This is a genomic window from Desulfarculaceae bacterium (genome assembly GCA_020444545.1).
In the GTDB taxonomy this organism is placed as follows: domain Bacteria; phylum Desulfobacterota; class Desulfarculia; order Desulfarculales; family Desulfarculaceae; genus Desulfoferula.
Map to the genome: position 1 here is coordinate 818,710 of JAHLKT010000001.1, position 24,928 is coordinate 843,637.

A 24,928-nucleotide genomic window follows, 5' to 3' on the forward strand; every position below is an offset into this window, starting at 1 on the left:
GGGGGCGGGGCTCAGCCGTGCAATACGCGGTCGACCTGGACCAGAAGGGTATTCAGGTCAAAGGGCTTTTGCAAGACCGCCTTGGCCTGGGGGTATAGGTTGGCCAGCTGGTAGCGGTCCCCGGCGTGGCCGGTGGCCAGGATGATATTGGCCTCGGGGTCCAGCTCCAACAGGGCCCGGGCGCAGGCCTGGCCGTCCATGCGGGGCATGGCCAGGTCCAGAAGCACCAGGTCGAAGGGTTCGCCGTGGGCGCGGGCCAGGTCGTAGGTCTCCAGGGCCTGCACGCCGTCGGCGGCCAGCTCCACCCGGTAGCCGAAGCCCTCCAGGGCCTGGCGGCAGATGTCGCGCACCGCCTCCTCGTCGTCCACCACCAGCACCCGCTGCCCCTCGCCCCGGGGGGCGCGGTCCGGGGGCGCGGAGGGCCGGGGCGAAGCCAGGACCTGGCGGCCCACCGGCAAAAAGACCTGGAACTGGCTGCCCTTGCCCGGCCGGTTGCTGGCCACGATGCCCCCGCCGTGGTTCTTGATCATGGAGTAGGCCACGGCCAGGCCCAGGCCGGTGCCCCGGCCGGGCTCCTTGGTGGTGAAGAAGGGCTCGAAGATGCGCTCCAGCTCCTCCGGCGGGATGCCCGGCCCCTGGTCGGCCACCCGCATCTCCAGGTAGGGCCCGGGCCGGGCCCAGGGGTGGGCGCTGGCGAAATCGGCGTCCAGGTGGGTCAGGCGGGTGGCGATGGTCAACTCGCCGCCGTCGGACATGGCGTCGCGGGCGTTGAGCGCCAGGTTCACCAGCACCTGCTCGATCTGGTTGGGGTTGGCCAGCACCAGGGGCAGCTCCTCGACCAGGTCGAAGCGCAGGGTGATGGCCGGCGGGAAGGTCTGGCTGAGCAGGCCCTCGGCGTCGCGGATCACCTGGTTGAGCTTCACCGGCACCTTCTCGCCCGTCTCCAGGCGGCTGAAGGTGAGCATCTTCTGGGTCAGCTCGCCGGCCCGGCGGGAGCTTTTCTCCATCTTGAGCAGGGTGGCGTGCACCTCGGAGTCCAGGTCGGAGCGCATTTGCAAAAGCTGGATGTATCCCCGGAAGGTCATCAGGATGTTGTTGAACTCGTGGGCCACCCCTCCGGCCAGGGTGCCCAGGGACTCCATCTTTTGGGCGTGCTGCAGCTGGCGCTCCAGGATCTCCTTTTCGGTCACGTCCCGGAGGATGCCTTGCAGGGCCATCTTACCCCGGAAGCTCACCCGGGCCACCGAAACCTCGCAGCGGAAGCTGCTGCCGTCCTTGCGCAGCGCGGTGAAGGTGTCGCTCTCCGGGTTCACCTGCGCCCCGGCGATGCGCGACTGCATCCGGGTGCGCACCCGCACGTGATCCTCGGGCGCGATCACCTGCCACACGCTTTTGGCAAGGCCCTCGGCCAGGGTGTAGCCGAACATGTCGCAGATGGCCTGGTTGACGAAGACCATCTGGCCGTTGGGGTAGTCGGCGATGAAGATGCCGTAGGGCACGTTCTCCACCAGGGAGCGGTAGCGGTGCTCGCTGATGGCCAGGGCCTCCTCGGCCCGCTTGGCCTCGGTCATGTCCTTGGCCACCGAGACCACCACCTGCTCGCCGTTGAGCTCCAGCAAACGGCCGGAGACCAGCACCGGGAAAACGCGGCCGTCGCGCCCGCGGAACTCGGCGGACATGCTGATCACCTCGCCCTGCTCCCGGAGGCCGCCCACGAACTCATCGTGCTCCTCGCGGTGGGCCCAGATGCCCAGCTCGGCGTCCGAGCGCCCCAGCATCTCCGGCCGGGCATAGCCCATGGCGGCCAGGGCGCTGTCGTTCACCTCCAGGAACACGCCGTCGGACAGGCGGGAGATCATGGCGCTGTCCGGGGTGGCCTGGAAGGCCTTGTTGAACTTCTCCTCGCTGTTCTCAAGCGCCTCCACCGCCTGCTTGCGCTGGCTGATGTCGGCCACCACCCCCACCGCCTTGTCCAGCTCGCCGCTGGGGCCGCGCACCGCCGAGACCGACACCGCCAACCAGATCAGCTCGCCGTCGGCCCGGATGGCGCGCCGCTCGCCCTGGAGGCGCTCCACCTCGCCGTCCACCAGGCGGCGGAACCACTTGCGGTGCTCCTCGCGCTGCTGGGCCGGAGAGAGGTCGTCCAGGGTGAGGCCCTCCAGCTGGGAGCGGCCGTAGCCCATGAGTTCCAGCCAGGCTGGGTTGGCCTGCTGCACCCGCCCCTTGCGGTCCAGCACCATGATGCCCAAGGAGGCGTTGTCGAACACCCCCCGGAAACGCTCCTCGCTGGCCCGCAGGGCGCGTTCGGTGCGCTCGCGCACCGCCATCTCCATGCGCAGCTTGCGGTAGCTGCGCTCCACCTCGCGGTGGTCCAGCTCCTCCTGGTCCAGGCGCGCGGCCAAGACGGCGTTGCGGTAGTTGGACCACACCAGAAGGGCCACGCCGCTCATGAGCAGCAGGGCGCTGAGCCCCAAGACGAGCGAGAGCTGCCAGGGGCTGAAGTCCCCCAGCCAGCGGCGGGCGGGCATCATGGAGTAGATCACCAGGGGAGTGCCCTCCACCCCCACCCCCACGGCCAAAAACTCGCCCTGATCCTTCAGGTTGGCCGGAGCGGGCATGAGGTGGGGCCGGTTGAGGCCCAGGCCGGTGAGCCGGCCCAGCAGCTCGCGGGAGACCTCGCGGGAGCAGCCCACCGGGGCCAGGCTGCCGTCCACCCGGGCGGCCACCACCACGTCGGTCATGGCCGGCAGCTTTTGGTGATGGGTGAAGTTGGCGCACAGGGCTTGGGGGTTCATCCAGCCCACCACCCGGCCCACCGGATGGCCCAGGTAGGTGCAGGGAGCGGCCATTACCACCTGGGCGTTTTCGCCGCCGGTGAGCACGGTGGGCCTGAGGCCCAGGCCCGTCAAGGGGGGCAGGCCGGAGGGAAGCCCCACCTGGCCCGGAACCGCCCGGCTGGCCAGCACCCGGCCCTGCTCATCCACCAGCACCAGGCGCAGCCACACCGGCACTCCGCCCACCCGCTTGGCCCCCAGGATGTGCTCGAAATACACCGCGATCTGGTGCAGGCTGGCGGCCAGGCCGTACTCCATGGACATGCCCAGGGCCTGGTTGCCGAAGTAGGCGGACACCCGGCGGCTGGCCGCCAGGTCTTTCAGCTCGGCGGCCAGGTTCTCGTGGAACAGGCCCACCATGGTGGCCCTAAGGGCCAGGTCGCGCTGAAAGCTGTCCAGGTAGGAAGCCCGCAGCCTGCCCTGGGAGCGGTGGAAGGCCCCCACCATCAGCGCCATGATCAGCACGATGGCCAAGGCGGCCCCATAGACCGCCAGCCACTTTTTATTGTGCAGTTTGATCAAGCGCGCTCCACGGGAGGGAAGTATCCCCGCCGGCCGGCCCTAGGGACGTTGGGGGAAAAACCGGGGGAAGTAATCCAGAATGGCGGGATAGTACTTGGCCACCAGGCGGCGGTATTCTCCCTGCTCCTTGAGCTGGGTCAGGAAGCGGTTGAACTCGGCCAGCAGCTCCGGCGAGGAGGGAGAAAAGGCCGCGGCCATGGTCTGGGTGCCCGAGACCGGCCCGATGATCTTGAGCTCGCCGGGCCACTTGACCAGGGAGATCACCGCGTCCGGGGCGTCCTGCAAGGTGGCCTCGGCCTCGCCCTTGATCACCGCGGGCACGATCTCGCTCACCTTGCGCGAAAAGTTGACCAGCCGGGCGCCCTTCTGGTCCAGGGCGTACTCCCGCCCGTCCAGGCAGGTGCCCTCCACGCACAACACGCTCACCGAGGCGATCTGGGCCTTCACCGCGGCCACGTCGGCCTCGGGGTCGCCGCTGGGCGTGATGGGCTTGAGCTTGCTGGAGGCCCGGGCCACCAGCCACACCTGGTTGGGGAAGGTGGGCTGGGAGAAGTTCAGGATGCGGGTGCGCCAGGGCAGGACGGTGACCCCGCCGGCCCACACGTCGCCCTTTACCGGGGTCTCGGGCCCCAGCACCGCCTTGCCGTCCTTGAGGCTCACCTTGCGCCCGATCAGGTCGCCGGGGGCGGAGTCCCAGCTGGTGGGCACGAAGCGGTAGCGCACTCCCAGGCGGGCCGCGAAGAGCTTGAGCAGCTCCACGGTGAGCCCGTCGCCGGTGCCGGTGATGAAGTTGGCATAGGGCAGGCCCAGATGACGCAGCTCACCCCGGGCCCGCAGGCTCTCCAGGTCTCCGGCCAGGGCAGGCAGGGACAAGGCGAAAACGAGGAAAGCAATCAGGCCGAGGATGGTACGTTTCTTTGCCAAGGATATTTCTCCGCACCGAGTTGAGCGTAATCAGGCCCAGCCTTCCGGCATCCCGTGGGCGGGCGCGGAACCTGCCCTGCCGTGGCTCTAGGCCGGCAGGCTACCCGCGGCGGGGCGGCGGCCCAAAGTTGTCATCATTAGATTATGCCAAAAGAACTCCTCCTTGGCCAAGGGGGCGGCCGGGGCTTGTGGCCATGCTACGCCCATGGCATAGTTAACCATTCGCCCGGCCCCCAACGGGGCGGGATTGTCGCGTGAGGAGGCCCATTTGCGCCTGGCAATGGTGGTGCAGCGTTACGGGGAGGGGGTGGACGGCGGGGCCGAGGTGCATTGCCGCGAAGTGGCCAAGCGCCTGGCCGCGCGGGGCCACCAGGTCACGGTGCTCACCACCACCGCCTTGGACTATCTGAGCTGGGCCAACCACTTCCCCCCCGGCGAGAGCGAGCTGGAGGGGGTCCGGGTGCTGCGTTTTCCGGTGGCCCGGCGGCGCTGGGTGCGCCCTTTCAATATCTGGGCCCGCAAGGTCTACCAAGGCGGCCAGCCCATCGACGTGCAGTGGCGCTGGCTGCTGCGCCAGGGACCCTACGTGCCCGAGCTGATCGACCATCTGCTGGAGCACGAGGCGGACTACCAGGCCATCGTGTTCTTCACCTATCTGTATTTCCCCACCGCGGCGGGCCTTCCCCTGGTGCCCCGGCGGGCCCTCTTGGTGCCCACGGCCCACGACGAGCCCACCCTGCCCCTGCCCCTGTTCCGGCCGGTGTTCCACTCCCCGCGCCGCATCCTCTACAACACCGAGGCCGAGCGCGAGCTGGTCCAGCGGGTCACCGGCAACCGCCAAGTGCCTTCGCGGGTGGTGGGCCTGGGCATCGACCCGCCCGCCCCGGGCGGCGGAGCCGCCTTCCGGGAGCGCCACGGCCTGAGCGACGACTTTTTGCTCTACCTGGGCCGCATCGACGTGATGAAGGGCTGCCGGGAGCTGTTCGAGCAGTTCGCGCGCCTGAGCGCCCTGCCCGCCCACCAAGACCTGAAGCTGGTTCTGGTGGGCCGCCAGCGCATGGAGATGCCCAAGCACCCGAATATCCTGAGCCTGGGCTTCGTGGAGCAGGCCGAGCGCGACGCCGCCCTGGAGGCGGCCACGGCCCTGGTGATGCCCTCGCCCTACGAGAGCCTGTCCATGGTCACCCTGGAGGCCTCCGCCGCGGGCAAGCCGGTGTTGGTGAACCAGGACTGCGAGGTGCTGGCCCGCTACGTGGAGCGCTCCGGAGCGGGCCTGGCCTACCAGGGCCATGAAGGGCTACGCGCGGCGGTGGAGCGCCTGCGCTCCGCCCCCGGCGAGGCGGCGGCCATGGGGGCGCGGGGGGCGGCCTACGTGGCCGAGCACTACGGCTGGGAGCCGGTGCTCACCACCTACGAGGCGCTCATGGCCGAGGTGGCCGCCGAGGCGGAAGCCTAGTGCGCATCGGCATCGACATCTGCCGCCTCACCGACCCATGGACCGGCATCGGCAACTACATCGTCAACCTGCTGGCCGGGCTCTCGGCGGTGGACCAGGAAAACGACTACCTGCTCTACCCCTACTTCCCCGAGTGCTTCCCCCGCCGGGTGGCCGACCTGGCCCGGTTCGTGCCGCCCCAGGACAACTTCTCCCTTTGGGGGGCCGGGCGTCCCGAGCTGTTGGTCAAGCTGCTGTGGTTCAAGCTCAAGCTGCCCCAGCGCTGGTTCTTGGCCAAGCCCGAGGTGACCCACAGCACCAACCTGGCCGGGCCCCGCCTGCCGGGGAGCAAGCTGGTGGTCACGGTGCACGACCTGTCTTTTTGCCGCGAGCCCGCCTGGCACAAGGAAGACAACGTGGCCTTTTCCCAGCGGGCCACCGAGCAGGCGGTGGAGCGCGCCGAGCTGCTCATCGCGCCCAGCCGGTTCACCGCCGACGAGCTGATCGAGCTCTACCCCCAGAGCGCGGGGCGGGTACGGGTGGTGCCCGAGGCGGTGCTGCCGGTTTACCGCCCGGCCACGGACCACGCCGAAGTGGCCAAGGTCCTGGCCCGCCACGGCCTTCAGCGGCCCTATCTGCTGTTCGTGGGGACCATCGAGCCGCGCAAGAACCTTCAGCGCCTGCTGGCGGCCTATCACCGCCTGCTGGCCTCGGGGCAGGACGAGTTCGATCTGGTCTTGGCCGGGGGGGCGGGCTGGAAATCGGCGGGCATCGAGGCGGCCATCAACCACTCCCAAGGCCAGGGCCGGGTGCGCCGCCTGGGCTACGTGCCCGGCCCGGAACTGCCCGCCCTGTACCAGGGCGCGGCCGCCCTGGTCTACCCCTCGCTCTATGAAGGCTTCGGCCTGCCGGTCTTGGAGGCCCTGGCCTGCGGCGCGCCGGTGGTCACCTCGCGGGCGGCCAGCCTGCCCGAGGTGGCGGGAGAGGCCGCCTTGTACCTGGACCCACTGGACGAGGACGACATGATCTCGGCCCTGGAGCGCATCACCGGCGAGCCCGAGCTCAGGGCCTCGCTGGCCGCCAAGGCCCCGGCCCAGGCGGCGCGCTTCTCCCAGGAGGCCATGGGCCGGGCCGCCCTCAAGGTGTACCAAGAGGCCGCCGGGCGCTGAGGCCTACTCCGGCTCCTGCCCCTTGGGGGCGTCCTGTATATCTTCCTGCTGATACAAGAACTGGCGGCGGCGGTACTCGTTCCGGATGGCCCGCTCCCGCTGACCCTCTTCCAGCACCAGGCTCACCCGCACGCTGCGGTTGCAGTTGTAGCGGTCGTTCTCCACCAACTGGGAGCCCATGTCCATGCCGCTGACCACCTGCACCCTATAGACCAGGCCCCGCTGGGTCCCGGCCTGGAAGCAGGGCACCCGCAGACGGTAGAGGCCCAGGTCGTTGGTGTAGCCGCCCATGGGCCGTCCGCTGACCCCGCTGCTCACGCTTACCCGCGCGTTGGCGATGGGCACCCCGCTGCCGTTTATCACCTGCACCTCGATGAGGCGGCTGGGCGCCGAGCCGGGGGCAGTGGATGGGCGGGGGGGCGGGGGGCCGTCGCCGCCGTCGCCGCTTTGGGTGCCGGGCAGGTCGCCCGGCTCTTCGCTGGGTAGGGACGTCGCGTAGCCCGAGGCGCCCGGCAGGGCCGCGCCGGGCCGCGCGGGCGCGGTCCCGGGCTGCGCCCCACTCGCCGCCGGGGCCGGGGAGCCGGGGGTGGCGGTAGCCGGCGGGGCCGCGCCCCCGGCCTGAGGGCTCAGCAGGGGGTCGTTGCCCCAGCGGTATTGGGGCTTGGGTTGTTCCTGCTCGGCGTCCTTGCCTTCCTTGTCCGTGCTGGTGGAGCCGGAGCCGGTCTTGGGCTGGGCGTCGGGCGGGGGCGGGGGACGGCCGTAAACGGCCCGGTACTTCAGGTCGTCCAGGCCGGTGCCGCCCGGGCCGGGCGGCGACTGGGCCAGACCGCTCCCGGCCAGGCCCAGGGCCAGGAGCATCAGCAACAGCGCTAGCAGGATCGCGCGGGGCATGGGGCCTCCCAAGGGTTGGTAAAAGCACCTACACCATAAATTATTCTCGCCATTTGGTCCAGCGGCCCGGCCCCAATGGCAAGGCCCGCGCCAACCAGGGCGCGGGCCGCAAATCGCTCGGGGCGTTGAGCGCCTAGCGCTCCCGGCTGATGCGCCGGATGCCGCCCTCCCCGGCCACGATCACCTCGTCGGCCAGGCCCAGGAACAGGCCGTGCTCCACCATGCCCGCCCGGCCCTCCAGGGAACGGGCCACCGCCGCCGGGTCGTCCATGGGCCCGAAGTCGCAGTCCAGGATGTAGTTCTCCTGGTCGGTGAGGAAAGGCCGCCCGCCCGAGGCCAGGCGCAGCTTGGGCTTGGCCCCCAGGGAGGCCACGTAGTCGCTGAAGGGCTTGAGCGCGAAGGGCACCACCTCCACCGGGATGGCCCATTTCTCTCCCAGGCGCTGGCTCATCTTGGACTCGTCCACGATGATGATCTCGCGCTTGGAGGCCTGGGCCACCACCTTCTCGCGCAGATGGGCCCCGCCGCCGCCCTTGATCAGGTTGAGCGAGGGGTCCACCTCGTCGGCCCCGTCCACGGTCAGGTCCATGGCCGGGTGCTCGTCCAAGCTGGACACGGTGAGGCCCAGCTCGCGGGCCTCGGCCTCCATGGCCAGGGCGCAGGCCACCCCCACGATGCCGGTGAGCTCGCCCGAGGCCACCCGCTTGGCCAGGGAGCGCACGAAGAGCAAGGCGGTGCTGCCGTGGCCCAGCCCCACCACCATGCCCGACTTCACCTGCTCCACCGCGGCGTCGGCCGCCAACTGCTTCAACCTGGTCTGCTCGTCGCTCATGCCTCGCCTCTCGTTAGGGCCTCTTTGCCCCGCATGTGTAGCACGATCCGCCCCGCCTGGCCAGCGCCGCGATGGCCCCTATTTGAGCCCCGCCCCGGCGGCCAGCTCGCTGAGCCACTTGGCCGGCGGGGGGATGGGCCCGCTCTGGGAGTAGACCACTTTCTGGCCCTGGCCGCCCCGCTGGATCACCACGAAATGGGGGGTGAAGGCCTCGCCCAGCAGGTCCAGGGTCTTCAGGGTGCGGTCGGGCACCATGGGGAAAGGCACCTTGAAGTGCTCCACGAAAACCTTTACCTCGTAGGCGCTGTTCTTGGCCCCGATGCCCACCAGCTTGATCTTGTCGCCCCAGCCCTTGTCCTGGATCAGCTGGTAGAGCTCATTGACCTTGGGAGCCTCCTTCTGGCAGTGGGGGCAGTACATGTTGAAAAACTCCACGATGACCAACCGGCCCGGGATCTTGGAGGGGTCCAGCTCCTCGCCCGGGGCCAGGCCCAGATAGGCCCGCGCCGCGGCGTCCTTGGGGGCCGTGAAGCTGGCCGGGGGGAAGGGCTCACCCAGGACCACCTTGCTTTTGGCCTTGGCCAGGGCGGGGGCGGAGCCGCAGAGCAAAACCAGGGCGGCCAATAGGGCGATCAGTCGTGGCACGGGCTCCTCCTTGCGCGGCGTTGGCGGGGCTCCCGGCGGGGCCCGTTCATTCATGTTAGCAAAAAAACCCGCCCCTGCCCCAGCCCCGGACGCCCGCGCCACGCTTGCCTGGACCGGGCCCACAGCGTAACCTCATATATAGGTTTGCAAGTGGAGACCCCAACCAATTTGGAGCGATGATCATGACCATCCGTGCGTGTGTGACCACCCTGGCCATCCTGCTGGTGGCTACCGCCGCCCAGGCCGGCTGGGTGATGCAGCAAGAGACCCCGGGCGGCCCCAGCACCGTGTATTTGCAAAAAAACATGATGCGCGCCGGCGCGGGGGATCGCGGCGTCATCTACAACCTGAACCAGGGCACCGTGACCATGCTCAATCCCGGCCGCCAGGTCTACTGGACCGGCAAGCCGCAGCAGCTCAACCAGCAAATGAACCAGGCTCTGGACGCCCGCATGGAGCAGGCCCTCAAAAGCGTGCCCCCGGAGCAGCGTGAGCAGATGCGGGCCATGATGGCCCAGCGCATGGGCCGGGGCGGCCCCGGCGGCAAGGGCGGCAAGGGCGGCATGATGGGTGGACGCCGCTCCGACCACCAGGTTGACATCAAGGCCACGGGCAGCTACCAGGACATCGCTGGCTACAAGTCGCGCAAGTACGAGGTCTGGGTGGACGGCCGCCACCGTCAGGACTTGTGGATGGCCGACCTGCCCGGTTTCCACGACGAGCTGGACATGGGCAAGATGATGGAACTGGTGCACTCCATGCGCATGGGCGGCCCCAACCGGGGCCCGGGCACCGGCTGGCGCACCTCCCCGGAGATGATGAAGCTGTGGCAAAAGGGGATGCCCATGATGATCACCGACTACGGCCGAGGCGGGGCCCAGACGGTGATGAAGGTGACCAAGGCCGAAAAGAAGTCCCTGGGCAAGGAGGTTTTCTCCCCGCCGGCGGGCTACAAGCAGGTCAATTTCCAAGACATGATGCGCTAGACCCCATGCCCCGTTTCACCATCCTGTTCATCGCCTTGGCCCTGGCCCTGGTCGCGGCCGTGGCCGTGGCCCAAGCCCCGGCCAAGTCCGGGGAGTGGCAGGGCTCCATCCAGGGCCTGAACTGCGTGACCCGGGGCCAGCTCTGCCCCATCAACATGGAAGACCCTCTCATCGCCCTGGAGAAGACCTTCGTCCTGTACGTGAAGGACGGCGAATTCTACTATCTGCCCAACCTGGACCGGGCCATCCTGGCCCGCCACCTCAACCGCCCGGTGAAGGTGGCCGGGGTGTTGGAGTCCGGCGGCAAGAGCATCCTGGTGGAGCACCTGTACTTCTCCCGCGACGGCAAGTGGCGCGAGACCTGGAGCCCGGTGATGGAGCGGGAGCTGTTGGAGCAGCTCAACACCTGGGGCCAGCGGAAAAAGGAACAGTAGGCCACCATGGAGTTCATCCGCCTGGGGAGCATCGTCGAGGCCCTGGTCATCACCCTGGTCCTCATGCTCTCCCACTACTTCTCGCGGGTGGTGGCGCGCATCCCCGGCGGCAACGAGAAGCGGCTGCGCTCTTTTGCCGGCGGCGTGGCCGTGGCCTACGTTTTTCTGCACATGCTGCCCGAGCTGGTGGAGGGGCGCGACGCGGTGGGCGAGGTGCTGGGGCAGGTGGAGCACCTCACGCCGCTGTTGGATCTGGGCATCTTCATGGTGGCCCTTCTGGGCTTCACCATCTACTACGGCCTGGAGCTGCTGGCCATGCGCTCGGCCGAGCGGAGCCCCTCGGCAGAGGGCAAGGTCTACGCCCTGCACCTGGGCATGTACTGCCTGTACAACTTTTTGATCACCTACACCATGCCCCTCCGGGTGCAGACCGGCCTGGGCTACGCGGCCATCTTCACCGCGGCCATGGCCCTGCACTTCACCTTCACTGACCGGGGCCTGAACCGCCACTTCCCCCGCCGTTTCAACCAGGGCGGACGGCTGTTGTTGGTTGGCTCCCTGGGGGCGGGCTGGGTGGTCACCGCGCTCACCGACCCCATCAACGTGCTGGCGGTGAGCCTGATGATCGCCTTCCTCTCGGGGTCGATCCTCTACAACGTCTTCAAGGAGGAGCTGCCCACCGAGCGCGAGTCCTCCTATCCCTGGTTCTCCCTAGGCCTGGGGCTGACCACCGCCCTGTTGGCCCTGGAGGCCTACATCGGCCACTGAGCCCCGGAGGAGCACCATGCCCTTCAGCGACTATCAAGGCCACCGGATTTTCTATCAGCTATCCGGCGAGCAGGGCAGCCCGCCGCTGCTGTTCATTCACGGCATGTGGGGCGACCACAGCCAGTTCGCCGCTCAAGTGGAGCGCTTCGCGCCCCGCCACCAGGTGTTGGTGCCGGACCTCTTGGGCCACGGCCAGAGCGACAAGCCGGCGGTGGAGCTGAGCATGGAGGGGTTCGCCGAGCAGGCGGCCACCCTGTGCCGCCACGCGGGCCTCAAGCGGGTGGTGGTCATGGGCCACAGCCTGGGGGGCGCGGTGGCGGTCACTTTGGCCGCGCGCCACCCGGAGCTGGTGCGGGGGGTGATGTGCCTGGACACCACCCTTTTGGCCACGGCCAAGGCCAAGCAACAGGCCCTGCCCGCCATGCTGGCCCGCCTGGAGAGCGAGCCGCCGGTGGAGGCCCTGGCCGCCTGGCTGGAGCCCATGTTCCTGCCCAGCGACCCGCCGGAGATCAAGCAGCGGGTGCTGGAGGCGGTAAGCGCCGCGCCCCTGCACGTATCACGGGGCCTGGTCAGGGCGGTGGTGAACTGGGAGGGACAGGCCACCCTGGAAAGAGTGACCTGTCCCCTGCTCTACGTGGGCGGGGCCACACCCCGCACCCCCCGCGACAATCTCCTGCGCCTCAAGCCCCAGGCCCTCTATGGCCAAGTGATCGGCTCGGGCCACTTCATGATGCTGGTGGTGCCCGAGCAGATCAACGCCATGCTGAGCCGCTTCCTGGAGCTATTGCCCGCCATGGAAGCCGCCACCTAAGGCATACAAGCCGCCGCCAGCATCGGCCCCGTCTCCTCGCCCTCCAACAAGCCGTCGCGCATGTTGAGCACCCGGTCGGCATAGCCCGCGCAGGTGGCGCTGTGGGTGACCATCACGATGGTCATGCCCTCGGAGCCCAGGTTTTGCAGCAGCTCCATCATGCGCTGGGTGTTGGCCTGGTCCAGGTTGCCGGTGGGCTCGTCGGCCAAGAGAATCGGCGGCTGGTTGACCAGGGCCCGGGCCACGGCGGCCCGCTCCTGCTCCCCGCCGCTCACCTCGCCGGGCAGGCGGGCCTCCTTGCCCCCCAGCCCCACCCGCTCCAGGGCCAGATGGGCCAGGGCCAGCTTTTCCTTGTTGGGCAGGCGCTTGATGGCCAGGGGCAGCATCACGTTCTCGGCCAGGTTCAGATAGGGCACCAGGTTGAAGCTCTGGAACACGAAGCCCAGGTACTCCCGCCGAAAGTCGGCCCGCTGGTTCTGGTTGAGGCCGAAGACCTCGATGCCGTCCACCGTGTAGCCGCCTTGTTCCGGCGTGTTGAGCGCGCCCAGCACGGCCAGGAGGGTGGACTTGCCCGAGCCCGAGGGGCCCATCACCGCCACGAACTCGCCGGTGTCTATCTCCAGGCTCACGCCGCCCAGGGCGCTCACCTTGGCCGCGCCGGAGCCGTAGGTCTTGTGCAGATCGCTCGCTTTAATAAAGCTCATGACATTTCTCCTACAGGGTGCGCAGCGCCTGAGCCGGGTCCAGGCGGGAGGCCATCCAGGCCGGGTAGAGGCTGGCCAGGGCCCCGCAGATCAGGGCCAGGCCCAGGGCGGCGGCGGCCAGGAGCGGGTCCCAGGCCAGGTGCACCCCGCCCCCTTCGCTGAACCAGGGCAGGGCCAGCTCGCCGGCCCCGTGGCCGGCCACATAACCCAGCAGCCCGGCGGCGGCCGAGAGGATGAGCGCCTCGGTGAGCACCACCCGCATCACCTGGCCGGAGCGGAAGCCGATGGCCCGGAAGATGCCGATCTCGTTGGTGCGCTCCTTGACGCTGCCCATCATGGTGACCAACACCACCAGCCCGCCCAACAGCGCCACCAAGAGCGACACCCCCAGGGCGAAGCGCCGGAAAGAGGCGATGGTCTCCATGCGGCCCTTGACCACGCTCTGGATGGCCATGACCTTGGCGCCGGGCAGGGCCCGGCCGATCTGGGCCACCATGGCGTCGATGGGGCAGTCCTTGCACAGGGCGGCCACCTCCACCATGGACACCAGGCCGCCCTTGCCCAGGAGCTCCTGGGCCGGGGCCAGGGGCATGAACAACAGGTGGTCGTCCTGGCTGCCGGTGGGCTCCAATACGCCGCTCACCGTGAGCTCGCGGCCCTTGAGGGTCAGCTTGTCGCCGGGCTTGAGGTTCAATAGGCGGGCGGCCTCGGCCCCGGGGGCGAGTTGGCCCGCCTTGGGCTCGGCCCCGCGCACCTTCCACCAGGGCTTGAGGATATGGGCCTCCCGCCAGTCCACCCCGGCCAGCAGGACCGGGCGCGAACCCACCTCCACCCGGCCCAGGACCATGGGGCCCACGGCGGCCACGTTGGCCGAGTTCTCGATGTGGCGGATGCGCGCCAGGTCGGCCTGGTTGATCTCGCGGGTGGCGAAGGAAAAGCCGCCCAGGCTTAGGCCGCCGTAGGAGAGGTTGAGCTGGTCGCTCTTGGGGGTGATGAGGATGTTGGCCCCGTACTTCTCCAGCTTGTGGTTCACCTCGTGGGTGAGCGCCGAGCCCAGGCCCATGAGCGCCACCATGGTGGCCACCCCGGTGAGGAGCCCGGCCAGGACGAAGGCCGCCTTGGCCTTCTTGCGCCGCAGATTGAGCAGCGCGATGTCGGTCAGGTTCATGGGGTTAGCCCTAGCCCTTCTTGGCGAAGTCGAAGTACTGGCGGCCCTGGGCGATGTCGGCCAGGCGGATGACCACCTGCTCGCCCTTGACCTCGCGCCGGAGCGGGGCCGGGTTGCAGCCGCCCTTGACCTCGTTGACGCTCACCGAGGGGAAGCGGCGGCCGCAGTTGGCGCAGACCATCACGTCGCCGTCCTGGTAGTAGCCCTTGCCGCTGGGCCAGCACACGTCGCAGGCGTCGTAGGCCGCCCGGATGATGCCGTCGGAGCTCTTGACCACGAAATAGCGCACCGTAACGCCGTCGGCCAGCTTGTGCTCGAAGTGGCGGGCCTTGCCGTCGGCGAACATCTTCACCGGCAGGATCACGATTTTATCCCCGGACTGGGCCGCGGCCTGCTGGGCCGCCGGGGCCGTGGCCGCGGGCTGGCTGTTGCCGGCGCCGCCCATGGTCCACCAGGCCATGCCGCCGGCCAGGATGATGCCGGCCAGCACCAGGCCCATGGCCAGGACCTTGGAACCGCTTTTTTTGCTCTCGCCCAAAACCTGGGCCTTCTTGTCATTGGTGGCGGGGGCGTTGCTCTGCTTCTGCTTAGGCATGATTCTCTCCTGTGGATCTTTGGTTCGCTTGGTTGATGCGCACGGGGGCGCGGGCGCACGAGGGCAACCGCCCACGGGCGCGGGGGCGCGGGAGGCTCCTACGAGCCTCGGACCAAGCGCTTAGATCAACAGAGAGGCGTGGCTGAGGTACAGGGGCACCGGGGCACGGGCGCGGGGCCGGGGCACGGGCGCGGGCCGCGAGGCCAGGGGGCGCGCCAGAGGCGCGGCGATCATGGCCAGGGCCGCCGGGGCTTGGGGACGCGGGGAGGAGACCAGGGCCAGGGGACGGCTGTCGCAGGGAGCTTTCTCCAGGCAACAGCGACCGGTGCGGCGGGCGTGGGAACACCCCGCCGGGCCGGGCATCTCGGCGTGGCCCCCGGGCATGGCCGCCATGGCCGCGCAGGGGGCAGGCGACGGCGCGGCCACCGCCGGCAAGGCCGGGGCAAGCAGGGCCAGACACAGGGCCACGATGATCAAGCCTTTGGGCAAGGACTCCTCCTAAGGGACATTATCCCAAAGATAGCTTCGCCGGGGTCGATAGTCAACTTAATTAGTAGGGATTATTTTGTGTCTTCAGGGGAAGGTTGGACGCGGCGCATGCCTTACAATGGAAGACATGCAAACCACCCTATCCCGCGTCATATTTTTCACCCGCCTGCCGGTGGCCGGCCAGGCCAAGACCCGCCTGATCCCCGCCCTGGGGGCCGAGGGCGCCGCCGCCTTGCAGGAGCGCCTGGGCCGCCGCCTGGCCCTACGCCTGGGCACCCGGTCGGTGGAGGCGCTCTATGAGTTGGAGGTGTGCTACACCGGGGGCAACGAGGCCTCGGCCCGCGCCTGGCTGGGCGACGCCCTGCTCTACCACCCCCAAGGCCCCGGCGACCTGGGGGCACGCATGCTCTACGCCCTGCACCGGGCCCTGAGCCAGGGCGCGCCCCGGGCGGTGCTGGTGGGCAGCGACCTGCCCGGCCTCACCGGCGGGCACGCCGTGCAGGCCCTGGCCGCCCTGGAGGAGGCCCCCCTGGTGCTGGGCCCCAGCACGGACGGCGGCTATTACCTCATCGGCCTCAGCGGCCTGGCCCCGGGCCTGCTGGACCCGCCCGCCTGGGAGAGCCTGGCCGGGGTGCAAGCCCGCGCCGTGGAGTTGGGCCTCGCCGCCAAGCTGCTCTCCCCCCTGCGCGACCTGGACACGCCCGAAGATTTGGCTTACTGGCGCGAGGAAGACCCCGAGCTTTTGGCCTAGGCGAGCCCCGTGCGCCTGAGAATCCGCCCCGCTACTTCTTCAATTGGTAAGTTGGTCACGTCCACGATCTTGATGCCCTTGAGCAGGTCGTAGATCTCGTGGCTGTAGGCCAGCTCGCGGGCCACGTCGCGGGCGTCGTTGTAGCCGGGCACATGGCGGCCCTGGTAGCGGTTGCGCCGGATGGCGGCCAGCACCTCGGGCGCGATGATCAGCCCCACCTTGCGGGGCCGCTTTAGGCTGAACAGCTTGGCCGGGGGGTCCATGCCCTTCACGATGGGCACGTTGGCCACCTTGAGGCCGTGGTTGCACGACAGATAGAGGCTGGTGGGGGTCTTGGAGGTGCGGCTCACCCCCATGATGATCAAATCGGCCCGGCCCAGGTTTTCCAGGCCCGCCCCGTCGTCGTGGCGCAGGGTGAAGTCGATGGCCGCGGCCAGGCGCATGGACTCCTTGCCCGCCAGGTGCATCAGGCCGGGGTGCAGGCTGGGGCTGGCCCGGAAGCGCCGGGCCATGCGCTCCAGGAGCGGGCCCAGGAGGTCGTAGGTCTCCAGGCCGCCCTCGCCGCGCTCGCGGCCCACCTCGCGGCGCAGGCCGGGCTCCACCAGGGAGTAGATGACCAGGCCGGGATCGGAGCGCACCTCGTCCAGGACCCGCTGGAGCTGGGCCGGAGTTTTGAGGTGGGCCCGGAGCACCACCTCGGCGTGAACCTGTTTGGGAAACTGCACCAGCGCCGCCCGGGTCATGCGCTCGGCGGTGATGCCCGTGGCGTCCGAGAGCACGTAGAGCTTCACCCGGCGGCGGTCGGCGCTCATGGCCCGGCGGGGAGGGGGGTCCCGTTGGTGGTGAGCGAGATGCCCTGCTGCCCCGCGGTGCCCATCATCAGCACCTCCACCAGGGGCGGGGCGGCCTTTTCCCCGCCCCGCCAGCGCACCAGCGCGCTGGGCGCGCTCACCGAGCTGGGCAACTGGGGCACCAGCAGGTGCAGGGTGGCCAGGGGGGCCAGGATTTTAACCTTGGGGATGAGCTGCTTGAGCTGTTTGCCCTTGCCGTCGTGGATCACGATGGACTCCACTTGCAGCTCAACGGCGGGGTTGGGGTTGCGCACGTAGAGGGTGGCGGTCAGTTCCAGGGTGCGGTTCCGGTGGTCGATCACCGCCGTTTGATACAGGGGGGCGTAGATGGCCCCGCTTTGCGGCCCCTGGGCCAAGGCCGGGGAGGCCGCGCCCAGGGCGGCCAGGGCGGCGAGCAGGACCAGGGCGGCGCGTTTAAGGCTCATGAAAGCTCCTTGTGAGAGTCCTCGTACCTTATAGCCTAGCCCCACCGCGCCCGCCTAGCCAAGGGCAAAGGATCAAGGTTGCGGCCAAGGCAGCTCGAAGGCCAGGAGCAGGGTGCGCTGCATTGGCGAGAAGTTGTCGTCCGACATGAGATACACCCGCAGACGGCCCGGCCCGGCGGGCAACACGGCCAGGCCCTCGAAGTTGTCGGTGGTCAGGGGCGGGGCCAGGGTGGCCAATACGCGGGGCCGCAGCTCGGCCCCGGGCCGTAGGGCCTCGGCGGGCAGAAAGCCCAGCCTGGCCCGCGCGCCTTGGGCCAGGCTGTAGGCCCGCTCCAGGACCAGGCAGCCGCCACCCGGCAGGGGGGCCAGGGCGGTGGGGTGGAAGCCGCCGCTAAGGGGATAGCCCACCTTTTGCCAGGCATGGCCGTCGCCCAGGGCCCCCAGGCTGCGGGCCTCGCCGTCGTCCTGTTCGGCCAGGAGCAGCAAACGGCCATCGGCCAGCACGCCCACCGCCTCTACTCCGCTGTTGGCCGGGAAGCGTTCCAGCCAGGAGGGCATGACCAGGGGGCGGGGCCGCCCGCCCAGGCCCTGGGGCGGGGGATAGAAGGCCAGGCGGTGGCGGCGCTCGAAGGAGACCAGCCAGCCGCCCTTCCAGGCGGCCAGGCCCTCGGCGTCGGAGTTGCGCTTGCCCTTGAGCGGCAGGCCGTCCTCGCCCAGCAGCGGTCCCAGGCGGGCACCCTGCACCGCCAGGGGACGGCCGTCCTTGCCGCTCTCCAGGCGGGCGCTGAGCCACCAGCCCTTGTCGCTGATGGCCATGAGCGCCCCGTCCGGGCCCAGGGCCAGGCCCGAGAGCCCCCCGAAGGCCGGGTCCGGGCTGCTCAGCTCCAGGCCGCCCAAATAGCGCAAGGGCCCCACCGTCACCCGGGCGCGGTCGGCGGCGTCCAGCTCCACCGCCTCGGACCGCACCACGGCGGCGCGGCCCTCGGCCCCGGCGGGGTAGGGCGGCGAGGCGGCGCAGGCCAGGAGCAGGGCCAGGGAGATGACGGGCAGCAGGCGTTTGAGGCAAAGGCGGACGCGCACGGGTTCCTCCGGCAATGCGGGCGGCTTGCCCTATAATAGAAGCATCGATTGCTTTAATCCATCCTGCATCGCACCCAGGGAGGCAGCCATGCCCAGCATTTTCAGCCGGATCATCGCCAAGGAGATCCCGGCCGACATCGTGCACCAGGACGAGTTGGTGACCGCTTTCCGCGACGTGAACCCCGCCGCGCCCACCCATATTCTCATCGTGCCCAACCAGGAGATCGCCAGCCTGAACGAGCTGGGGCCCGGGGAAGCGGAGTTGGCCGGGCACATGCTCCTGGTGGCCCGCGACCTGGCGGCCAAGGAAGGCGTGGCCGAAAAAGGCTTTCGCCTGATCATCAACACCGGCCCCGAGGGCGGCCAGGAGGTAATGCATTTGCACATGCACCTCATCGGCGGGCGGCCCCTGGGGCCCATGATCCTGCGGGAGGGCTGAGATGCTCGCATCCGGAGACAGCCTGATGATCACCGGGGCCTCGCGGGGCATCGGCCGGGCCCTGGCCCTGGCCTTGGCCGGGCGGGGCATCAACCTGGCCCTGAACGCCCGCCAACGCGGGCTGTTGAACGACGTGGCCGCCGGCTGCCGCCGGGCCGGGGCCAAGGCGACGGCGGTGCCCGGCGACTGCTCCGATGACCAGGTGGCCCAGGCCCTGACCGCGCGGGCCCAGGAGCTGGGCCGCTTCATGGGCTTCATCCACGTGGCCGGGGTGCTGGCCCCGGGCCCCTTTCTCTGGGAGCTGGAGCCAAAACAGGCGACCGAGGTGATGGCGGCCAATTACGGCGGGGCCCTGGCCCTGGCGCGGGCCGCCGTGCCGGAGCTCAAGCGCCTGGGGCGGGGCCTGGCGGTGTTTTTCGGCTCCGGAGCCAGCCAGCGCCACCAGCCGGGCATCGGCATCTACTCGGCGGCCAAGGCGGCCGAGGAGTTCATCGCCGGGCAGCTGGCCGCAGAGGCCCCGGAGATATGCTCTTTGGTCTACCGCCCCGCCGTGGCCGAAACCCGCATGCAGGCCCAGGCCCGCGAAGCCACCGGCGGCGCGGCCGAGCTGCTGCGCCCGGTGTTTCGCAACTACCAGGAGAGCCGCCAGCTCCTTAGTCCGGAGCAGGCGGCCGGCGCGCTGATCACCGCCCTGGAAGGCGACTGGGGCGAGCTGAACGGCAAGGTGGTGGACGCCCGCCAGGTGCTGGCCGGGCGGGGGCTCTCCTAGGCGGGCGCTTCCTCGGTTGGCTCCGGGGAGGCCAAGGGCAACAGCACGGTCACCGTGGTGCCCTTGCCAGGGGCGCTTTCCAGGCTGGCCAATCCCTGGTGGCTCTCGGCCACGCCGTGCACCACGGCCAGGCCCAGGCCGTGGCCCTGGCCCACCTCCCGGGTGGTGAAGAAGGGGGTGAAGGCCTGCTCGGCCACCTCGGGGCTCATGCCCACCCCGTCGTCACGCACCGTCAGGCGGGCGTGGGGGCCGGGCTCCATGCCGGGCAGGGCGGCGGCCTCGGCCTCGCTCAGCTCCACCCGCTTCAGGCGCACTTCCAGCCTGCCGGGGCGGCCCTGCATGGCCTGCACCGCGTTGTTGCACAACTGGCCCAAAAGCTGCTGTAGCTGGTCGGCCTGGGCCAGGGCCACCAGCCCCGGAGCCAGCTCCTTGACCAGCTCGATCTCCTCGGGCAGGTCGGGGGCTACGATGCTCAGCTCCTCATCAAACACCGCGCCCAGGTCTCCCGGTTGGCGGCGGCCTTGGGCCGAACTGCTGAAGGCCAGGAGCTGGCGCACCAGATCCTTGGCCCGCATGCAGGCATCCAGCGACTCGGCCAGGTTTTTCTGGGCGGGGTGGCCGGGCTCCAGCTCCACCGAAGCCAGCTCGCAATAGCCCATGATGCGGGCCAGGAGGTTGTTGAAGTCGTGGGCTATGCCCCCGGCCAGGGTTCCCACCGCCTCCATCTTGCCCGCCAGGCGCAGGCGGCGCTCCAGGGACCGGCGCAAGGCCTCTTCCTCCACCTGGCGGCTGATGTCTTCCACGAAGCCCTCCAGGCCCGTGGCCCTGCCTTCGCCGTCGCGCACCAGGCGCAGATGCTGCAACCCGATGAAGGTGCTGCCGTCCTTGCGGCGGTAGAGGGTTTGCAGGCGCACCGGCCCCTCGCTGGCCTGAGCCATGGCGAGCACCTCCTCGCGGCGGGAGGGCTGAGCGTAGCAGAGTTCGGCCCGGCGCTGGATGAGCTCCAAAAGCTCCTGGGGCGAGGCGTAGCCCAGCATCCTGGCCAAGGCGGGGTTCACCCGGATAACCTTGCCGTCCACCGTGGACTGGAAGGCGCCCAGGGCCGCGTCCTCGAACAGACGGCGGAACTGCTCCTCGCTGGCCCGAAGGGCCTCCTCGGAGCGCTTGCGCTCGGTGATGTCGCGCACGATGCCGTACAGACGCGTCACCTTGCCCTTGTCGTCGCGCTGGGCTTGGCTGCGCACCGCGAGATAGCGCACCGAGCCCTCGGGCCGCACCACCCGGACCTCCAGCTCGCTGTCCCGGCCGGTGGTGGAGACATCCTCCACCGCCAGGACGAAGCGATCCCGGTCCTCGGGGTGCAACATGCGCAGCAGCTCCTCCCACTCCGGAGGGCCCTTGCCCGGCTCGCGCCCCATGATGTCGTACATGCGGTCGGACCACACCGGCCAGCGGCTGCCCAGCTCCACGCTCCAGGCGCCCAGGCCGGCCATCTCCTGGGCCATCTCCAGGGCGGCGTTGGCCTGCCTGAGAGCCTTTTCGGCCAGCTTGCGCCGAGTGATGTCCCGAAGCACCGAGATGAGGCAGGGCCGCCCGTCCAGGACCAGTTGCTCGGCCGACCACAGGGCGTGGCGCAGCTGGCCGTCGCGGGTGATGTAGTCCACCTCGAAGTCCTTGAGGGCGCCGAGCTTCTTGATCAAGCCCACCGCCTCCTCGCGCTTGGCGGGATCGGCCCACACCCCCACCTCCGCCGAGGTGCGGCCGATCACCTCCTGGCGGCCGAAGCCGGTGATCTCGCTGAAGGTGTCGTTCACGTCCAGGTAGACCCCGTCCTCCAGGGTGCTGATGGTCACCCACAGGGGGCTGTGGCGGAAGACCAGGGCGAACTTCTCCTGGCTCTTGGCCAGGGCCAGCTCGGCCTGCTTGCGCTCGGTGATGTCCTCGGCGATGCCCAGGACCTTGCTGGGCCGCCCCGAGACGCCAGTCTCGCAGGTGGTGCGGGCGCGCACCCAGCGCACCTGGCCGTCACCCCGCTGGATGCGGTAGCTGATGTCGGTGTCCGCGCCGCGCATCCGCTGGTCGGCCAGGGCCCGCTCCATGGTGCTGCGGTCCTCGGGCAAGACCATCTCCAGAAGCCCCAGGGGGTTTTCGTAGAGGAACTTGCGGCTGAGGCCGAAGACCTCCTCCACCGCCGGGCTGAGGTAGGTCAGCTTGCCGCTGTCGGGCTCCTGGACCCAGAAGGCCTCCTTGATGTTCTCCACCAGCTCCCGGAAGCGGGCCTCGCTGGCGGCCAGCTCCTTTTGGGTATGCAGCCGCTCGGTGATGTCCTCGCCCGAGCTGAAGGTGCCCACGATGTTGCCCGCCTCGTCGGTGAGCAGCGCGTTGTGCCAGGCCACGGCCCTCCGTTGGCCGTTTTTGGTGAGCACCAGGTTCTCCACCTGGGACAGCGGCGGCTTTTCGCCGGCCATGATGCGCTCGAATATCTGGCGCACCCCGGCGCGTTTTTCCGGGGGCAGGCAGGTGTCGAACCAGCTCTGGCCGGTCAGCTCGGCCGGGGACCAGCCCAGGATCTCGGTGCCCGCCCGGTTGATGAGCATCACCCGGCCTTCGTGATCCAGGGCCAAGAGGATCACCTGGGCGGTGTCCAGGTATTGCTGGGCCCGGTCGCGCTCGCGGCGCAGCTCGCTCTCTTTTTCCTTGAGCTCGCTGATGTCGGTGATCAGGGCGGTGCCGCCCAAGAACTCGCCCTGGTCGGAGAGATGGGGCACCGCCGAGACGATGGCCCACATGTCCCGGCCATCCTTGGTGAGCAAACGTAACTCATGATGCTCCCGGGCCCCCCGGCGGTGGCGGGCGAACATGCGCGTTGCCGGCTCCTGCTCTTCGGGGGACAAAAAGTCGAAGAAGGAGCGGCCTAGCACCTCGGCGGGGGAGTAGCCCAGCATGGCGGCCAGGCGCTGGTTGACCATGGTGGTGAGCCCCTGGGCGTCCACCTCCCACACCCCCTCCTGGGCGCTCTCGACCATGCGGCGGAAACGGGCCTCGCTGCTCTTGAGGGCGGCCTCGGCCCGCTTCTGCTCGGTGACCACCCGGATCACGCTGAGGGAGCGGATCACCTTTCCCGATACGTCGCGGTCGGCCACGGCCGAGATCATCACCTCCAGGACCGCGCCGCCCTTGGCGAGCATCCGGCCGGGGAGATCCTCCACCACCCCGCGCTCGAAAAAGCGCGGCAAATATTGCTCGTCCACCTTGCGGCGCAGCTCGGGGGCCCAGAAATCCGATACCTTGCGGCCCAGCACCTCGTAGCGCTGGTAGCCCATCACCTCCAGCCAGCGGTCGTTGACCTCCACCAGCCGCCCCTCGGCGTTGACCGAGTGCAGCATGGCCGGGGTGCGCTGGTAAAGGCTGCGCTGGCGCTCCTTGGAGCGCGCCATCTGGGTGAGCTGACTGCGCAGCTCGGCCACCTCGGCCTGCAAGCGCTTTATGGTTTCGCGGGAGTCGGACATGCCGTCACCAAGGTCGGTGGGCGAAATGGGGCGATGGGATCATGGCAGGTTAATCCGAATAAGCAATACATCTTCCCGTCAAATTTGGACTTGCCTTCCCGGACCCGTAACATTTCATAAAGCCGGGAGTTAGCCGGCTGGTGCAAACAATTCCTGTTCTTTATTCCTTAATATAAAGCCCACCCGGGCGGCGGTGCGAGAAGTTTTTTTAATCCTAGCAGGGGCCTAGGCGGTTTGGCCCGCCAGGGCCAGGCCCATGCGGTAGTAGAGCTCCGCAGCCGAGAGCACCTGGCCGAAGGAGACCCACTCCTCGGGGCGGTGGGCCGCCTCCAGGGAGCCGGGGCCCAGGATGATGGGCTTGACCCCCGCCGCCCAGAGCTGGTTGGCGTCGGAGTGGCTGCGGAAGGCGCCGGGCAGCCAGGGGCGGCCCATGCCGGCCAGGGAGTCCTTGAGCGCGGCCACCACCGGACCCCGCTCGGGCAGGGAATAGCCCGCCTGCATGGTCTCGAAGTCCAGGCGGGCCTCCAGGCCGTCGTCCGCGGCCCGCTCCCGGGCCACCAGTTCCTCGATCTCCACCGCCACCTCGCTGATGGGCGCCGAGGGCGGCAGGTGCAGGTCCAGCCAGGCCTCGCAGCCCTCGGGCACCACGAAGCCGCCGCCGCTGCTGTAGAGGTCGCGGATGTTGTAGATAAGCTCGGGGCGCTTGTTCTGAAGGAACGCGGTGAGGGTCAGCAGCAAGCGCAGCATGTCCTCCACCGCCTGGCGGCCTCCGCCCAGGGAGGCGTGGCGGCGCTCGCCCCGGGTGCTCAGGTTCAGCTCCAGATAGCCGTAGTTGTCCAGGCAGGGCTGGAGACGGGTGGGCTCGCCCACCACGGCCCAGGGGAAGCGGTACTGGTTCACCAAGGCCTCGGCCCCGTCGCCGGCCTCTTCCTCGCCCACCACCAGGGCCAGGGTCAGGGGCAGCTCGCGCATCCCCTGCTCCCAGAGGCAGGCCACCGCCTCCAGCATGGCCGCGCAGCCGCCCTTCATGTCCGCCGCGCCCAGGCCGGTGACCCGGTCGCCCTCCTGGGCATAGCCGAAGTCCTCCAGCTCGTGGGCGGTCACGGTGTCGATGTGGCCGATGAGGGCCAGCTCGGCTTCTTCGCCGCCCAGGGCCACCACCAGGTTGTCCCGCTCCTCGTCCACCTCCTGGCGCTCCACCGGCAGGCCCCGCTTGGCCAGCCACCCCTGCAAGAACTCGGTGAGGTCCTCCTCCTTGCCCGAGGGGCTGTAGATGTCGAGCATGTCCTTGAGCAGGCCGCGCAGACGCTCGGGGTTTACCGGGGAGTGGTTCATTTTTCCTCCCGCCCGTTGCGTACGTGAGCGCGTTGGCCCGAGAGGTTCAGGCTCATGTAGAGATGCTCCGAGGGCTTGCCGAAGCCCAGCTTGCGGAAAAAGCGGATGGCCGGCAGGTTGTCGGCCTCGGTGTCCACCATCATGATGCGCACCCCGGCCTCCAGATAGCGCTCCCTGAGGGTGGTGAACAGGCGGGTGCCCACCTGGTGGGCCTGCCAGGCCGGGTCCACCCCCATCCACACCAGATGACCGTACTTCCAGGCGGTGCCGCTCTTGGTGATGGTGGTGCCCAGGGCGAAGCCCATCATGGCGCCGCTCTGCTCCTCCTCGGCCACCAGGCAGAACTCGGTGTCCGCGGTGAACAGGCCCACCACCTCGAACTCGTCCCAGGTGCGGTAGAGGTTGGGCACGTCCTCGGCGGTGAACAGCTCCTCGCCCAAATGGAACACCGGGGCCAGGTCGTCGATCTCCATGGTGCGGACCTCGACCGCGATCCGCCGGTGGTGTTCGCCGTTTTCACCCATGCGGTAGGGCACGATGTAAAATGCTCCGTGTTGGTTGG

Annotated in this window: 24 protein-coding genes; 9 read left to right on the plus strand and 15 right to left on the minus strand. The window is 69.4% G+C overall.

Annotation, left to right across the window (positions count from 1 at the left end):
* Positions 1-11 precede the first annotated feature (11 nt).
* Positions 12-3,356: a PAS domain S-box protein gene (locus tag KQH53_03860; protein MCB2225790.1), complete on the minus strand. Its 3,345-nt coding sequence runs from the start codon at positions 3,354-3,356 to the stop codon at positions 12-14.
* Positions 3,357-3,395: 39 nt separating this feature from the next.
* Entirely contained in the window at positions 3,396-4,280 is an 885-nt protein-coding gene (locus tag KQH53_03865; protein ID MCB2225791.1) for a transporter substrate-binding domain-containing protein, read from the minus strand.
* A 268-nt stretch (positions 4,281-4,548) separates the two neighbouring features.
* Here KQH53_03865 and KQH53_03870 point away from each other — a divergent pair, with 268 nt between their 5' ends.
* Together KQH53_03870 and KQH53_03875 are read left to right on the plus strand one after the other, a co-directional pair.
* The gene (locus tag KQH53_03870) at positions 4,549-5,736 is read left to right on the plus strand and encodes a glycosyltransferase family 4 protein (GenBank protein MCB2225792.1); all 1,188 of its coding nucleotides are present in this window, start codon (positions 4,549-4,551) and stop codon (positions 5,734-5,736) included.
* A complete protein-coding gene (locus tag KQH53_03875; protein MCB2225793.1) occupies positions 5,736-6,884 on the plus strand; it encodes a glycosyltransferase family 4 protein in 1,149 nt (382 codons plus the stop codon). Before KQH53_03870 ends, KQH53_03875 begins: the two co-directional genes overlap by 1 nt.
* Positions 6,885-6,887: 3 nt before the next feature.
* On the opposite strand, the gene KQH53_03880 is transcribed toward KQH53_03875, so the two are convergent.
* The 3 genes from KQH53_03880 to KQH53_03890 all read right to left on the minus strand — a co-directional run bounded on the left by KQH53_03880 (position 6,888) and on the right by KQH53_03890 (position 9,252).
* Complete coding sequence (locus KQH53_03880; GenBank protein ID MCB2225794.1) at positions 6,888-7,775, minus strand: carboxypeptidase-like regulatory domain-containing protein; 888 nt, start codon at positions 7,773-7,775, stop codon at positions 6,888-6,890.
* Between the two features lie 133 nt (positions 7,776-7,908).
* Positions 7,909-8,607 carry a ribose-5-phosphate isomerase RpiA gene (gene rpiA, locus KQH53_03885; protein ID MCB2225795.1) on the minus strand — a complete coding sequence of 233 codons (699 nt, stop codon included), beginning with the start codon at positions 8,605-8,607 and terminating at the stop codon, positions 7,909-7,911.
* 78 nt (positions 8,608-8,685) lie between these two features.
* Complete coding sequence (locus tag KQH53_03890) at positions 8,686-9,252, minus strand: TlpA family protein disulfide reductase (GenBank protein ID MCB2225796.1); 567 nt, start codon at positions 9,250-9,252, stop codon at positions 8,686-8,688.
* 182 nt (positions 9,253-9,434) lie between these two features.
* On the opposite strand from KQH53_03890, the gene KQH53_03895 reads away from it, so the two are divergent.
* From KQH53_03895 to KQH53_03910, 4 genes are read left to right on the plus strand one after another with little or no spacing between them, the layout of a single operon-like run.
* Positions 9,435-10,238: a DUF4412 domain-containing protein gene (locus KQH53_03895; GenBank protein ID MCB2225797.1), complete on the plus strand. Its 804-nt coding sequence runs from the start codon at positions 9,435-9,437 to the stop codon at positions 10,236-10,238.
* Positions 10,239-10,243: 5 nt separating this feature from the next.
* On the plus strand, positions 10,244-10,672 hold the full coding sequence (locus KQH53_03900) for a hypothetical protein (GenBank protein MCB2225798.1): 429 nt from the start codon (positions 10,244-10,246) through the stop codon (positions 10,670-10,672).
* A 6-nt stretch (positions 10,673-10,678) separates the two neighbouring features.
* A complete protein-coding gene (locus KQH53_03905) occupies positions 10,679-11,440 on the plus strand; it encodes a ZIP family metal transporter (protein MCB2225799.1) in 762 nt (253 codons plus the stop codon).
* A 16-nt stretch (positions 11,441-11,456) separates the two neighbouring features.
* Positions 11,457-12,251 (plus strand): alpha/beta hydrolase, encoded by a 795-nt coding sequence (locus tag KQH53_03910; protein MCB2225800.1) that lies wholly within the window; start codon positions 11,457-11,459, stop codon positions 12,249-12,251.
* On the opposite strand, the gene KQH53_03915 is transcribed toward KQH53_03910, so the two are convergent.
* From KQH53_03915 to KQH53_03930, 4 genes are all read right to left on the minus strand, one after another.
* Entirely contained in the window at positions 12,248-12,955 is a 708-nt protein-coding gene (locus KQH53_03915) for an ABC transporter ATP-binding protein (GenBank protein ID MCB2225801.1), read from the minus strand. The genes KQH53_03910 and KQH53_03915 overlap by 4 nt on opposite strands.
* Positions 12,956-12,965: 10 nt before the next feature.
* Positions 12,966-14,123: an FtsX-like permease family protein gene (locus KQH53_03920; protein ID MCB2225802.1), complete on the minus strand. Its 1,158-nt coding sequence runs from the start codon at positions 14,121-14,123 to the stop codon at positions 12,966-12,968.
* A 10-nt stretch (positions 14,124-14,133) separates the two neighbouring features.
* Positions 14,134-14,718, minus strand: coding sequence for a DUF2318 domain-containing protein (locus tag KQH53_03925; GenBank protein ID MCB2225803.1), 585 nt, complete (start codon positions 14,716-14,718; stop codon positions 14,134-14,136).
* Positions 14,719-14,838: 120 nt separating this feature from the next.
* On the minus strand, positions 14,839-15,207 hold the full coding sequence (locus tag KQH53_03930) for a hypothetical protein (protein ID MCB2225804.1): 369 nt from the start codon (positions 15,205-15,207) through the stop codon (positions 14,839-14,841).
* Between the two features lie 127 nt (positions 15,208-15,334).
* Here KQH53_03930 and KQH53_03935 point away from each other — a divergent pair, with 127 nt between their 5' ends.
* Positions 15,335-15,958 carry a TIGR04282 family arsenosugar biosynthesis glycosyltransferase gene (locus KQH53_03935; protein MCB2225805.1) on the plus strand — a complete coding sequence of 208 codons (624 nt, stop codon included), beginning with the start codon at positions 15,335-15,337 and terminating at the stop codon, positions 15,956-15,958.
* On the opposite strand, the gene KQH53_03940 is transcribed toward KQH53_03935, so the two are convergent.
* From KQH53_03940 to KQH53_03950, 3 genes are all read right to left on the minus strand, one after another.
* Entirely contained in the window at positions 15,955-16,770 is an 816-nt protein-coding gene (locus tag KQH53_03940) for a kinase/pyrophosphorylase (GenBank protein MCB2225806.1), read from the minus strand. The genes KQH53_03935 and KQH53_03940 overlap by 4 nt on opposite strands.
* Complete coding sequence (locus tag KQH53_03945; GenBank protein ID MCB2225807.1) at positions 16,767-17,234, minus strand: DUF3124 domain-containing protein; 468 nt, start codon at positions 17,232-17,234, stop codon at positions 16,767-16,769. The genes KQH53_03940 and KQH53_03945 overlap by 4 nt, the downstream gene beginning before the upstream one ends.
* 72 nt (positions 17,235-17,306) lie before the next feature.
* Positions 17,307-18,314: an esterase-like activity of phytase family protein gene (locus KQH53_03950; GenBank protein MCB2225808.1), complete on the minus strand. Its 1,008-nt coding sequence runs from the start codon at positions 18,312-18,314 to the stop codon at positions 17,307-17,309.
* A gap of 88 nt (positions 18,315-18,402) precedes the next feature.
* Between KQH53_03950 and KQH53_03955 the strand changes: the two genes are divergently transcribed.
* Positions 18,403-18,753: a histidine triad nucleotide-binding protein gene (locus KQH53_03955; protein MCB2225809.1), complete on the plus strand. Its 351-nt coding sequence runs from the start codon at positions 18,403-18,405 to the stop codon at positions 18,751-18,753.
* A gap of 1 nt (position 18,754) precedes the next feature.
* Positions 18,755-19,522, plus strand: coding sequence for an SDR family NAD(P)-dependent oxidoreductase (locus KQH53_03960; GenBank protein MCB2225810.1), 768 nt, complete (start codon positions 18,755-18,757; stop codon positions 19,520-19,522).
* Here KQH53_03960 and KQH53_03965 read toward each other — a convergent pair.
* The 3 genes from KQH53_03965 to KQH53_03975 all read right to left on the minus strand — a co-directional run bounded on the left by KQH53_03965 (position 19,519) and on the right by KQH53_03975 (position 24,902).
* On the minus strand, positions 19,519-23,031 hold the full coding sequence (locus KQH53_03965) for a PAS domain S-box protein (protein ID MCB2225811.1): 3,513 nt from the start codon (positions 23,029-23,031) through the stop codon (positions 19,519-19,521). The two genes, KQH53_03960 and KQH53_03965, sit on opposite strands and share 4 nt — an antisense overlap.
* A 225-nt stretch (positions 23,032-23,256) precedes the next feature.
* On the minus strand, positions 23,257-24,366 hold the full coding sequence (locus KQH53_03970; protein MCB2225812.1) for a M20/M25/M40 family metallo-hydrolase: 1,110 nt from the start codon (positions 24,364-24,366) through the stop codon (positions 23,257-23,259).
* Positions 24,363-24,902: a GNAT family N-acetyltransferase gene (locus KQH53_03975; protein MCB2225813.1), complete on the minus strand. Its 540-nt coding sequence runs from the start codon at positions 24,900-24,902 to the stop codon at positions 24,363-24,365. Before KQH53_03975 ends, KQH53_03970 begins: the two co-directional genes overlap by 4 nt.
* Between the last annotated feature and the right edge of the window lie 26 nt (positions 24,903-24,928).

Bases quoted from the DNA above. Each gene is read 5' to 3' on its own strand.
- KQH53_03880 (MCB2225794.1), bottom strand. From the start codon at position 7,775: ATGCCCCGCGCGATCCTGCTAGCGCTGTTGCTGATGCTCCTGGCCCTG.
- KQH53_03905 (MCB2225799.1), top strand. From the start codon at position 10,679: ATGGAGTTCATCCGCCTGGGGAGCATCGTCGAGGCCCTGGTCATCACC.
- KQH53_03920 (MCB2225802.1), bottom strand. From the start codon at position 14,123: ATGAACCTGACCGACATCGCGCTGCTCAATCTGCGGCGCAAGAAGGCC.
- rpiA (MCB2225795.1), bottom strand. From the start codon at position 8,607: ATGAGCGACGAGCAGACCAGGTTGAAGCAGTTGGCGGCCGACGCCGCG.
- KQH53_03900 (MCB2225798.1), top strand. From the start codon at position 10,244: ATGCCCCGTTTCACCATCCTGTTCATCGCCTTGGCCCTGGCCCTGGTC.
- KQH53_03965 (MCB2225811.1), bottom strand. From the start codon at position 23,031: ATGTCCGACTCCCGCGAAACCATAAAGCGCTTGCAGGCCGAGGTGGCC.
- KQH53_03895 (MCB2225797.1), top strand. From the start codon at position 9,435: ATGACCATCCGTGCGTGTGTGACCACCCTGGCCATCCTGCTGGTGGCT.
- KQH53_03925 (MCB2225803.1), bottom strand. From the start codon at position 14,718: ATGCCTAAGCAGAAGCAGAGCAACGCCCCCGCCACCAATGACAAGAAG.
- KQH53_03910 (MCB2225800.1), top strand. From the start codon at position 11,457: ATGCCCTTCAGCGACTATCAAGGCCACCGGATTTTCTATCAGCTATCC.
- KQH53_03955 (MCB2225809.1), top strand. From the start codon at position 18,403: ATGCCCAGCATTTTCAGCCGGATCATCGCCAAGGAGATCCCGGCCGAC.
- KQH53_03960 (MCB2225810.1), top strand. From the start codon at position 18,755: ATGCTCGCATCCGGAGACAGCCTGATGATCACCGGGGCCTCGCGGGGC.
- KQH53_03935 (MCB2225805.1), top strand. From the start codon at position 15,335: ATGCAAACCACCCTATCCCGCGTCATATTTTTCACCCGCCTGCCGGTG.
- KQH53_03945 (MCB2225807.1), bottom strand. From the start codon at position 17,234: ATGAGCCTTAAACGCGCCGCCCTGGTCCTGCTCGCCGCCCTGGCCGCC.
- KQH53_03970 (MCB2225812.1), bottom strand. From the start codon at position 24,366: ATGAACCACTCCCCGGTAAACCCCGAGCGTCTGCGCGGCCTGCTCAAG.
- KQH53_03915 (MCB2225801.1), bottom strand. From the start codon at position 12,955: ATGAGCTTTATTAAAGCGAGCGATCTGCACAAGACCTACGGCTCCGGC.
- KQH53_03940 (MCB2225806.1), bottom strand. From the start codon at position 16,770: ATGAGCGCCGACCGCCGCCGGGTGAAGCTCTACGTGCTCTCGGACGCC.